The organism is Flavobacterium sp. (genome assembly GCF_046317795.1).
Classification (GTDB): Bacteria; Bacteroidota; Bacteroidia; order Flavobacteriales; family Flavobacteriaceae; genus Flavobacterium.
Genome location: NZ_JBKCVI010000015.1, coordinates 1 through 12,109, shown reverse-complemented (window position 1 = coordinate 12,109; position 12,109 = coordinate 1). Strand labels below are relative to the sequence as shown.

Genomic DNA, 12,109 nt, shown 5'->3' with positions numbered 1-12,109 from the left:
CTAATATCCACTTCTACAGGAGTTAACTCGCCATCCACAATAATATTCGTAATAAAATTGTTGTTTGGGAATTGGGTTTGTCTAAAAACCATTTCGCTCTGCAGTTCGAGTGTCAAATTGTTCCAATCTTTTTTGTTGAACGAAATTCGGTTGTTGATGTTCAACGGAGGCATATCGATAATAAAATCGTCATTGGTTTTATCTTTTCCGTTTACATACGATAAAAGCAAACGATGTTGCCAATGTTCACTGATTTGCCATTCCGAATTCAAATCAATTCCAGTCAACAATGCATTGATTTGTTGGTATTCCCAAACTGGAAAAGCGCCGCGAATAGTAGTTTCAAAGCCAACGGGTTTCAAAAACATATAATCTTCGATGTAATTCAAAAACGGATTGATGTTTACCTTGAAATTCTTCCATTGTTTTTGCAAAGAAGTACTGATTTTATTCGACTTTTCTTGTTTCAAACGCAAATCGCCCAATTCAATCATACCACTCGAATGATGCAATCCATCACTAAAAAATTCAGAAGGATTCGGATTTCTTACAGCACGACTGATATTGAAATACCATTCATATTCGTTTCCAAAGGAATATTGCGTTCCAACACTTGCAGAAAAATTGTGGAAAGTAAACGTTGGTTTGGTCAACCATTGTGTTCCAAAATCTCCTTCAATAAAATTGTTAAATTCTGGACTGTAATTTCGTTCGTTCCAACGTGATTTCAGATAATATTTCGTCGCTTCAATCGTTGAAAAATCATATCGAATTCCAGCTTCTACCGAAAAATCATCCGAAATATGATTGTCAACAATAGCATAAACTCCGGCATCAAACTTATTATAACTTGGAATTAACGGACGAACACCAGTATTGGGATTTGCCGAATTATTTTGGAACAAACCCATAATTCCTGATTTAAAATCCCAAGTGTCAATGCTCAATTTATAATCGGCATTAAAAGTATGCGTCATCAAGTTTAAATCTAAAGCTGCTCTAGAATCTGAAACTCCGGTTCGCAAATCAAATTCTTTTCGATTATTGAATTGAAAAGCATATTGCAAACCAATAGACTCGCCATCTTTGATGTAATAATTGTAATTCAGCTTCGCTAAATGGTGTTGTACTCTTTGTTTTGGATTTCCAATAGCATAAGTAAAATTTTCAATCACAGCCGGACTTTCGTTATTTATAGAGTTGTATAAGTCGTTGACATTCCCAATGTGAGAAGCACTCAAAATTCCTATGGTTGCATTGTACAAACTGTAATAGGCAGAAAAATCGAACTTTTTGCCAATATATTTTACGTCGCCAGAAAAATTGGCTTCACGGTTTCCGGTATTGGACAAAATGTAATCGGGTGATTCTCGGTCACCAAAATATTTGAAACTTCCTTGCGCATTCCAACTCCAGTCGCAAAAATTTCCTTTGTGTAAACTAGACGAAATGGTTCCGCCACGACCATTGGATTCCATTGTCATAATGGTTTTTCCAAAAAGAGTGTCTTTTTTTGTGCTGAAAGGTTCTATAATTACAATTCCGCCAATGGCATCGCCACCATATTGCAAACCAGATGCGCCTTTTAAAACGGTTATTTTTCCAGCTGCATTCACATCAAAGTTTGGTGCATGTTCCGTTCCCCATTGTTGATCTTCCAGTTTTACATTGTTATTGTAAATAGGAACTCGATTACTGTGCAACCCGTTAATTATAGGTTTTACAATAGTGCTCCCAGTTTTTAAAACTGAAATTCCCGAAACTTCCTTAAGCACATTACCAAGTGACTGACTACTATATTTTTCAATGGTTTTCTCTTTAATTTTTTGTTCTGATACGGAGTGATTAAAATAATTGTCTTTGTGTTTTACAACAATTTCCTCTAATTGTTCGCTCTTTTGTATCATCTTAAAATTTAACTCAAGATTGCCACTAATTTCAATTATAGTATCAATGGGTTTATATCCAACATAAGTTATTAAAACCTTTGTAGATCCATTTGGAATATTGTGAATGCTATAAGAACCATCTTTTTTACTGTTGGTTGTTTTTGACGAAATATGGATATGACTTTTTTCTAATGCCTTCTCATTTTCATCAACTATTTTTCCGTTTACGGTGTTTTGACTATAAACATTACCAAAACACAATAAACAAAAAAACAAACTGAATTTTTGCATTTTTATTGTTTTCTAATTCGTAAACACTAATCCTATGTGAAGAAAATTTAAACAATTGGCGGGCCACGCAGCGAGAAACTACTTCCAGAGTAGCAAGTTATTTTATCTTTTGAGTGATAAAATGAAAGTTGACAAAAAATGGGTTTTTTTAAAAAAGATATTTCAGCAAATTTTATTTCAGTAAAGTTACTATATGCAAATTCGCAGACATGACATTTTTCCCAGTAATGACTGTGATTTAAAGTTGCTTTATCAGAATATTTATGATAACAACTACCTTCGGAAAACTGTTTGGCTAAATGCTCAATAGCGTGAAGAGATTGAAAAAGTATTGAAAACAATACTAACAATCCGAGGAACGCATTTGACAAATTTAATTTTCTTTTCATCCCAACAAAGGTAACCATTAAAAAAAAAAAAAACGTTCGATTTTAACAAATTTTAGGATTTGCAAAAAGCCAACAATTACTTCCTTTAAAAAAGTTAGCTACAGATATACACGAATTAATTTGTGTTGAAAAAAAATCTATATCAATTTATTTGCCACTAAGTATTCTGCAATTTGTATGGTATTAGTCGCAGCGCCTTTTCTTAAATTATCAGAAACAATCCACATGTTTAATGAGTTCGGCTGACTTTCATCACGGCGAATTCTACCCACAAACACATCGTCTTTACCTTGCGCATACAATGGCATCGGATACGTATAGGTGTCGGTATTATCTTGAACTGTAACACCATCAGTGTGGTGTAGAATGTTTCGAATTTCATTGATGTCAAAATCATTCGAAAATTCGACATTTACTGCCTCGCTATGTCCGCCAACCACTGGAATTCTTATTGCGGTTGCTGTTACTGCGATTGATTTATCGCCAATAATTTTTTGGGTTTCACGCACCAATTTCATCTCTTCTTTGGTGTACCCGTTAGCTTCAAAGCTGTCGCATTGTGGAATGGCATTTCTATGAATTTGATATTTATAAGCCATTTCGCCTTGAACTCCGGCATATTCATTTTCCAATTGTTGCACTGCTTTTACACCAGTTCCAGTGATGGATTGATACGTAGAAACGATAACACGTTTGATGTTGTATTTTTTGTGCAATGGCGCTAAAACCATTACCATTTGAATGGTGGAACAGTTGGGATTGGCGATGATTTTATCGTTTTTGGTTAATTCGGAAGCATTGATTTCGGGTACGATTAATTTTTTACTCGGATCCATTCGCCAAGCCGATGAATTGTCGATTACTGTTGTTCCTGCTGCAGCGAATTTTGGAGCCCATTCTAACGAAGTTTCGCCACCAGCTGAAAACAATGCAATATCGGCTTTCCTATCCACAGCGGTTTGCAAACCAACAACTTTGTATTTATTTCCTTTGAATTCAATTTCTTTTCCAACCGATTTTTCGGAAGCCACAGGAATTAATTCTGTCACCGGAAAATTTCTTTCGGCTAAAACTGTAAGCATTACTTCGCCAACCATTCCGGTTGCGCCAACAACAGCAACTTTCATATTTTTATCTATTTATTTTTGAAGTACAAAAGTAGGTAGAAAAAAGAGAATAGAATATAGAAAAAAGAGAATAGAAAAAAGAAAAAAGAAGGAAATGCAGATAGGTTCTCACTAGCCCCGATAAGAGCCTTTTTTGAAAAAAAAGATATAGCGGATAGCGGGAGGATACTTCCTGATTAAACGGATGCCGTGCTCCAAATATAAAAAAAAGACCCTGAAACGAGTTCAGGGTTAAAATAGAATATGCTATGTAGCGGTATTATTTTTTTAATAAATCTCTGATTTGAGTAAGCAATTCTTCTTGTGTTGGGCCGGCTGGAGCAGCTTCTTCTTTTTTCTTCATGCTATTTATTCCTTTTACCATGATGAAAATTACAAAAGCAATAACAAGAAAACTGATTACAGCAGCAAGGAATTTTCCGTAAAGAATTCCGCCTCCTGTTTTTAAATCGGCTAAGTTTTCTACTTGTGCCGCTTTGAGGGCTGGATTTAATAATGCTGGCGTAATCACATCGGCTACTAATGAATTTACAATAGCGCCAAATGCTGCTCCAATAATAACTCCTACCGCCAAATCCATGGCATTACCTTTTGCAATAAAGTCTTTAAATTCTGAAATCATTCCCATATTTGTTTTGTTTTTATTTGGTTAATAGAGCACTAAAATAATAAAATTTTAAATAGTTCAAAAAAAAAATTATTCTCTAAAAAAAACGCGCTTTACTCGTTGCGAAATACTCGTCAAAATTTCATACGGAATTGTATTGAGCTGTTTAGCCATGAAGTTAACCGTAGGGTTTTCTCCGAAAACAATAACAGTTTGACCTTCTTTGCAATCAATATTGGTAACATCAACCATCAACATATCCATGCAAATGCTACCAATAATTTTGGCTTGTATATTATTGATAACCACATAGCCAACACCATGTCCCCAACTTCTTCGAATTCCATCCGCATAACCTATAGGAATCGTAGCGATTATAGTTTCCTTTTCTGCAATGAATCTTCGACCATAACCCACACTTTCTCCCTTTTCAATAGTTCTAATTTGGGAAATGATAGATTTCAACGTGCCAACATTTTCTAATTCTTTTTGCTCTTCATAGTCATTAGAAATTCCATATAAACCAATGCCTAAACGAACCATGTCGTATTGTGCTTCGGGATAATTAGTAATTCCAGAGGTGTTTAAAATATGACGAATAGGTTTGATGTTTAATGATGTTTGCAATTGAGAAGACAATTTTTCAAACAAAGCGATTTGCGATTTTGAAAAGGCATCGTGTTTCAAATCATCGCTAGTTGCCATGTGAGATAAAATACTTTTGATTTGTACCGTTTCATTCCCTTTTAAAGTTTGAATTAATTCGGTTAAATTTTCTTCTTCAAAACCCAACCGATGCATTCCAGTATCTAATTTAATATGAATAGGAAAGTATTTCAGTTTCTTTTGTTCGGCAATTTTTAAGAATGCTTTTAGTCCTTTTATCGAATATATTTCGGGTTCTAATTGATGTTGAATTAGGGCAGAAAAACTGGTACTTTCTGGATTTAAAACCATTATTGGAACTGTAATTCCAGCACTTTTTAAAGAAATGCCTTCATCGGCAAAAGCCACACCCAAATAATCCACTTTGTGATGTTCGAGTAACTTCGCTATTTCAAAACCTCCATTACCATAGCCAAATGCTTTGACCATGACCATCATTTTGGTTTTTGGAGCTAGTTTTGATTTGTAGAAATTGAGGTTATGACTGATAGCATTCAGGTTAATTTCTAAAACCGTTTCATGTGTTTTTTCTTCGAGCATGGAAACGATTTCTTCAAAGTGAAAATCGCGCGCCCCTTTTATGAGTATGGTTTCGTTTTCAAAATTCAAGTTCTCAAAAGAAGTAATAAAATCATCTATATTTTTGAAAGCTATACAATTAATGAACTTGTTTTTATACTGCGAAATTGTTTCGCCAACGCCAATAACTCGATTAATTTTATTGGAAATAATTAATTGTGAAACCTGTGAGTATAATTCTTCATTATTCAATCCGCTTTGAAAAATATCGGATAGAATAACAGTTTTCTTTTTATGTTGTTTTTGATTTTCTAAAAAGTCTAAAGCAATCTTCAACGATTGAAAATCAGAACTGTAGCTGTCATCAATAATTGTAGTATTGTTGATTCCATTTTTAACTTTTAAACGCATTTCTACTGGATACAATTGCGCCATTCGGGTTTGAATAACTTTTTGGTTGTATCCAAAATAAAGCATCACCATCATACAATGAATGGCATTTTCAATCGAAGCTTGATCATGAAAAGGAATGGTAATTGTGAAAGTATCTTCTTGATACGTTACACACAATACAGTCAATTCATCGGTGTTTTTTTTAGTAATATAAACATCCGCACTTTTATCGTCTGAACACCAACTGAAGGTTTTAATTTTTGGGTTAACAAAAGCACTTATGCTTTTATTTTTGTTCAAAATCAGCACTTTTACTGAAGTGAAAAGTTTTAGTTTTTCTTTTATTTTTTCGGCAACACTTTGAAAACCTTCGTCGTGTGCAGAACCAATGTTTGATAATATTCCTATGGTGGGTTGAATGATTTTTTGCAGTTTTTCCATTTCATTGGTAGTGGAAATTCCGGCTTCAAATATTCCTAAATTATGTTTTTCTTTAATGCCTAAAATAGAAAGTGGCACACCCACTTGTGAGTTGTAACTTTTTGGACTTCGAATAATATTATAATCGGGACTTAATAAGAAATTCAACCACTCTTTGATAATGGTTTTTCCGTTGCTACCTGTAATTCCAATTATTGGGAAATCGAATAAACTGCGGTAATAAGCAGCAAATTTTTGTAATGCCTCAAGGGTATTTTCAACTACCAAAAAATTTCCTTTTTCTTTTACATCTTCAGGAATTCTAGTGACTACAAAATATTGAGTACCTTTACTAATTAGCTCTTCTATATATTGATGCCCATCATGGTTGGGTCCAGAAAGCGCAAAAAATAAAGTGTTTTCGTCATTTTGTAACGAACGGCTGTCAATAGAAATATAATCGATAATGGCTACATCATTTTGACCAATCCAATTGGCTTTGATGATGGGAACAATATTTCTAATGGTTAGTGTCAAGGTTATTATAGTTTATTTATCGATACTAAAAATTCTGATGGAGTCATTACAGGAATTTCAGAATTTTTGAAATCTTTTTTATTTCTAGTAATGAGAATGTCACATTTGTCATACAAAGCGCTATAATGTTGAACGGCATCTTCAAAATCGTTGAAATTTGAAATTAAACTTTTATCAATAATAATTTTATCAATATTTGACACTTCACATATCAGCCTGTATTTCATTAAAGAATTAATTACAAGTTTATTGTCAAGCTTTTTAGAAAGCACATAATAAGTGTTTACAAATGAAAGTGAAGATGCTGCTATCCTAAGTTTTTGTTGTTCTGCTAAAGTTGAAATTATTGCAACATCATTATAATAAGGAACTCTTTTGTCGATCAAATCAATTAATACATTGGTATCTATAAATATTTTTTTCATTATTTATATTTTTCAATTAAATGATCTTGACGGGCTTTTTTGTAATCAAAATCGACTGGAATTTCTCCATTGCCAACAGAAATACTTTTAACAAATTCAGATATTTTAATTTCATCTTTTGCCTCTGATTTTTCCGTTGAGGTAATGGCATTTAGATAATTTTCAACAATAAAAGAAATACTAATTTTCTGTTTAGCAGCATAAACTTTAGCTTTTTCAATTACGTTTTTATCCAATTTCAAGGTGAGTTTAGTGTCCATAACAAATTTAGAATTTAAATTATACGTACAAATATATAAAATATATCCGTACATCTTAAAAAATTAAATTTTTTTGGAGCATTTCTCATTAAAAACAACACTTCTTTTTCAAGATGATTTATTCTATAGTTGAAGCTTTTCATGAGTAAGGTAGAGAAGTTGTTGTTGAAAGTTTGAAATTTTCCTGATTGCGAACAATTATAAAAAAACCAAATTATCATCAAAGGAAATTAAATCAAATGTTTCTACATCAAGGATTTTTGAACTTTATTCAATTCTACCCCTATCAAGTTTGATCTCGTTGATCTCTATTTTGCTTTAAGCACGTTCGGACATTTCTAGTTTTCCCACCATATAATCCTTTGTGAAACCTTTCAGTTCTGTAACTTTTCTGACTTTATAACCAATATTTTCTTTTATAATTTACCGTTTAGTTCTTGTTTAGAACCAAATAGTTAAAAAATAGAACAAAAATTTATAAATTTTCAAGATTTTTTTAGATTGATTTGAAATTCAAATTTTTTATAACCCCATATATCTAAAAAGTTTTTTTAACTTATAAAAGTTATTTTTCCTCATTCTTTTCCATCGCATAAAAATAAGCAGCTCGACTCAACGGTTCATATTCTTCGGTTTCACCCAGCATGACCAGTTTGTCGTTATCAGTTTTTCTAAAACTATAGTTTGCTAAATTCCCGGTGCGAGTGCAAACAGCGTGAACTTTGGTAACATACTCAGCAGTGGCCATCAATGCTGGCATTGGCCCAAAAGGATTTCCTTTAAAATCCATGTCTAAACCGGCAACAATTACTCGAATGCCTGAATTGGCTAAATCATTACAAACGGATATAATTTCGTCATCAAAAAACTGCGCTTCGTCAATGCCTACAACATCACATGCTTGTGCCAAAATCCGAATATTGGCAGCAGCAGGAACTGGTGTAGAACGAATTTCATTAGAATCATGAGAAACAACCATTTCATCATGATAACGAGTATCGATGGTAGGTTTGAAAATTTCCACTCTTTGTTTGGCAAATTGAGCTCTTCTCAATCGGCGAATGAGTTCTTCGGTTTTTCCCGAAAACATTGAACCGCAGATGACTTCAATCCATCCAAATTGTTCTTTATGATTTACTGTATTTTCGAGAAACATTTTGTAATTTTCAACCTTTAAAATTTGATTAGTTTTGTTACTTTGTAACGCAAACAAATTTATTAAAAAAGAAACGCCTTTCACTATAATTTTTAAACTTATGAAAAAAAGATTAGAATCCGAGTTAATCAGCATTGCGCACCGAATTTTAAAACTTAAAAACAAATCGGAAGTTGATCAGTTGTATAAAGAAACCCAAAAATTATATGAAACACTTTCTGTTTTAAAGTTTTATCAAGATAATTTTGAGTCCATAAAATCAGATGTAACCCAAGACGATTTAGAAGAAAAATTAGATCAATCTAAAGAAAACACTACACCATCAGGAGATGTTGAGCCAATTGCTGAAGTAGTTCTTGCAACCGAACCAGAAATAGTTGAAGAAGAATTGATACAAGCTGATGAAGACGAAGAAACGCCCGAAACTGTTTTTGAAGACGAAGAATCATCAGAAGAAGAAATTGTAATTGAACCAGAAGTTGATGAAGAAGAGCCAGTTTTTAAACCTATTTTTGAATTGGAAGTAGAAGAGGAAGAGCAAATCGAACCAGCAGAACTAGCTTCAGAAGTGAAACCTGAAGCCAAGCAAGTATCTTTTGAAGAATTACTGGGCGAAAATTATGCCGATACGGTTTTTGTAAAACCTGATGAAGTGTCTTTGTTTTCAGCTGACCCGAATGCAAGCCAACAGAAGAAACAAACAAACAAGGAAAATGAAGAAAAATCAGTTTCATCAAAATCAATTGAAATTGGATTGAATGATAGAGTTGCTTTTGTGAATAATTTGTTTGGCGAAAGCAATGAAGATTTTAATCGTGTGATTTCTCAATTAAATACGTTTGACACTTTTGAAGAGGCCAAAAACTTCATCAACGAAATGGTAATACCGGATTACAACTATTGGGTTGGAAAAGAAGATTATCTCGAAAGATTTATGGAAATTGTAGAGAAAAAATTTAACTAATAACATTACTAATCTAATGGATTTAAACCAATAAATCTGTGAAAATCTGTGTAATCTGTGTTTGCTTTTATGTCAAAATTATATATTGTTCCCACGCCCATTGGCAATTTGGATGACATGACTTTCAGAGCGATTAAAGTTTTGAACGAAGCCGATTTGATTTTGGCGGAAGACACACGCACTAGCGGAAAACTCCTCAAACATTTTGAAATTGCTACCCACATGCACAGTCACCACATGCATAACGAGCATAAAACGGTGGAGAATTTAATCAAACGATTACAAGCTGGCGAAACCATTGCACTTATTTCAGACGCGGGTACACCAGCGATTTCTGATCCAGGATTTTTATTGACTCGTGCTTGTGTCGAAAACAATATTGAAGTCGATTGCTTGCCTGGTGCCACCGCTTTTGTTCCCGCTTTAGTGAATAGTGGTTTGCCTAATGATAGATTTATTTTTGAAGGTTTTTTACCTGAGAAGAAAGGAAGACAAACACGATATTTAGCATTGGCTGAAGAAACGAGAACCATGATTTTCTATGTTTCGCCACACAAATTAGTCAAAACATTAGCGGAGTTTGTGCACTATTTTGGAGCTGAAAGACTTGTTTCCGTCTCTAGAGAATTGTCCAAGTTACACGAAGAAACCATTCGCGGAACAGCCAGCGACGTTTTAAAACACTTTGAAGAAAAAGCTCCGAAAGGAGAAATAGTAGTGGTTGTTGGAGGAAAGAGTTTGAAGTAACAATTAAATTCAACCATTTAATTTTCAATTCATTTTTATACATTTGTCAAACTTTTACACGCCATAAAAACATAATTCATAATTTTTAATTCATAATTAAACTATGCGTTGGACATTAAAATCGAAGCCAGAAAAAGAGAAAGTTCAAAAACTACAAAACGAACTTCAAATCAATGAGATTATTGCTACTCTTTTGGTGCAGCGAGGCATTGAAACCTTTGACCAAGCACGACAATTTTTTCGTCCGAGTTTAGCCGATTTGCACGATCCGTATCTGATGAAAGATATGGAAAAAGCCGTTTCTCGCATTGAAAAGGCAATTGCTGATGGTGAAAATATTTTGGTCTTTGGCGATTATGATGTTGATGGAACAACAGCTGTTTCATTGGTTTCCTCCTATTTAAAAAGTTTTTATCCTAATGTTGCGACATACATTCCCGACCGTTATGATGAAGGTTATGGGATTTCGTATAAAGGAATTGACTTTGCCGAAGACAATGAATTTACCCTGATTATTGCGCTGGATTGTGGTATTAAATCGGTTGACCACGTTGCTTATGCTAATGAACGAAACATCGATTTTATAATTTGTGATCACCATCGTCCAGGTGATATGTTGCCAAAAGCCATTGCTGTTTTAGATCCAAAAAGGGGAGATTGCAGCTATCCTTATGATGAATTGTGCGGTTGTGGTGTTGGGTTTAAACTTATTCAAGCATTGGCACAAAATAGAAATCAAACTATTGACGATTTACTCATTTATCTCGATTTGGTTGCGACTGCAATTGCTGCCGATATTGTTCCGATTACGGGTGAAAATCGCGTGTTGGCTAAGTTTGGATTGGAAGTGATCAACACCAATCCAAGACCAGGAATAAAAGCGCTAATTCAGAATTTGAAGAAAAAAGTTTTGACCATTACCGATGTTGTTTTTATCATTGCACCTCGAATTAACGCTGCCGGAAGAATAAAGCACGGCAACGAAGCGGTTGCTTTACTAACGGAATATGACTTGGACCAAGCCGAAATTTTCGCTTCCGAAATTGAACAACACAACTCAGATAGAAAGGATTTGGACAAGCAAATTACAGTAGAAGCGCTTTCCCAAATTGAAGAAAATAACGAAACAAATCGATTTACAACTGTAGTTTATCAAGAGAATTGGCACAAAGGGGTTATTGGAATTGTAGCGTCAAGATTGACAGAAACGTATTATCGACCAACGATTGTCTTTACCAAAAGTGGTGATAAACTGGCTGCTTCGGCTCGTTCTGTAAAAGATTTTGATGTTTATAATGCTTTGGAAGCTTGTGCGGAACATCTCGAACAATTTGGCGGACACATGTATGCCGCAGGAATGACGTTGAAAGAAGAAAATTATACTGCTTTTAAAGAAGCTTTTGAACGTGTTGTTGAGCAAACTATTCATCCTGATTTGTTAATTCCTGAAATATCGGCTGATGTAGAAATGGAGTTATCCGATATTAACGAAAAATTAATTCGTTTATTGAACCAATTCGAACCTTTTGGACCGCAAAATATGACGCCTGTTTTTTTGACAAAAGGAGTAAAAGACACTGGTTATGCTAAAGGAATTGGTCAAAACGAAGAACATTTGAAGCTTTTTGTCAAACAGTCCCGAAGCTTCGGGAGTAGCGAAGGTTTTGGTGCTATTGGTTTTGGACTGGGAAATAAATTGGAACTAACCAAAAACCAAAA

10 protein-coding genes are annotated in these 12,109 nt (G+C 34.0%); 3 read left to right on the top strand and 7 right to left on the bottom strand.

The genetic code is table 11. The features are described 5' to 3' along the window. The 7 genes from ACK5ON_RS00900 to ACK5ON_RS00870 form a co-directional block, all read right to left on the bottom strand. Positions 1–2,180, bottom strand: a 2,180-nt coding sequence (locus ACK5ON_RS00900) for a TonB-dependent receptor (protein WP_409819021.1), incomplete at its 3' end; no start/stop codon positions are given. 526 nt (positions 2,181–2,706) lie between these two features. Then, on the bottom strand, positions 2,707–3,696 hold the full coding sequence (locus ACK5ON_RS00895) for an aspartate-semialdehyde dehydrogenase (protein WP_409819018.1): 990 nt from the start codon (positions 3,694–3,696) through the stop codon (positions 2,707–2,709). A 259-nt stretch (positions 3,697–3,955) separates the two neighbouring features. Next, the gene (mscL, locus tag ACK5ON_RS00890; protein ID WP_396155891.1) at positions 3,956–4,324 is read right to left on the bottom strand and encodes a large conductance mechanosensitive channel protein MscL; all 369 of its coding nucleotides are present in this window, start codon (positions 4,322–4,324) and stop codon (positions 3,956–3,958) included. Positions 4,325–4,393: 69 nt separating this feature from the next. Beyond that, the gene (locus ACK5ON_RS00885) at positions 4,394–6,838 is read right to left on the bottom strand and encodes a bifunctional UDP-N-acetylmuramoyl-tripeptide:D-alanyl-D-alanine ligase/alanine racemase (RefSeq protein ID WP_409819015.1); all 2,445 of its coding nucleotides are present in this window, start codon (positions 6,836–6,838) and stop codon (positions 4,394–4,396) included. A gap of 5 nt (positions 6,839–6,843) precedes the next feature. Further along, positions 6,844–7,263 carry a PIN domain-containing protein gene (locus ACK5ON_RS00880; RefSeq protein WP_409819013.1) on the bottom strand — a complete coding sequence of 140 codons (420 nt, stop codon included), beginning with the start codon at positions 7,261–7,263 and terminating at the stop codon, positions 6,844–6,846. After that, positions 7,263–7,523: a DUF6364 family protein gene (locus ACK5ON_RS00875; RefSeq protein ID WP_409819011.1), complete on the bottom strand. Its 261-nt coding sequence runs from the start codon at positions 7,521–7,523 to the stop codon at positions 7,263–7,265. The genes ACK5ON_RS00880 and ACK5ON_RS00875 overlap by 1 nt, the downstream gene beginning before the upstream one ends. A gap of 565 nt (positions 7,524–8,088) precedes the next feature. Next, positions 8,089–8,679 carry a thymidine kinase gene (locus ACK5ON_RS00870; protein WP_409819009.1) on the bottom strand — a complete coding sequence of 197 codons (591 nt, stop codon included), beginning with the start codon at positions 8,677–8,679 and terminating at the stop codon, positions 8,089–8,091. A 100-nt stretch (positions 8,680–8,779) separates the two neighbouring features. On the opposite strand from ACK5ON_RS00870, the gene ACK5ON_RS00865 reads away from it, so the two are divergent. The 3 genes from ACK5ON_RS00865 to recJ form a co-directional block, all read left to right on the top strand. Further along, positions 8,780–9,643, top strand: coding sequence for a hypothetical protein (locus ACK5ON_RS00865; RefSeq protein ID WP_396173135.1), 864 nt, complete (start codon positions 8,780–8,782; stop codon positions 9,641–9,643). A 69-nt stretch (positions 9,644–9,712) separates the two neighbouring features. After that, complete coding sequence (gene rsmI, locus ACK5ON_RS00860) at positions 9,713–10,390, top strand: 16S rRNA (cytidine(1402)-2'-O)-methyltransferase (protein WP_409819007.1); 678 nt, start codon at positions 9,713–9,715, stop codon at positions 10,388–10,390. Positions 10,391–10,493: 103 nt separating this feature from the next. Then, positions 10,494–12,109: single-stranded-DNA-specific exonuclease RecJ (recJ, locus tag ACK5ON_RS00855; protein ID WP_409819005.1), on the top strand; the 1,616-nt coding region annotated here is incomplete at its 3' end.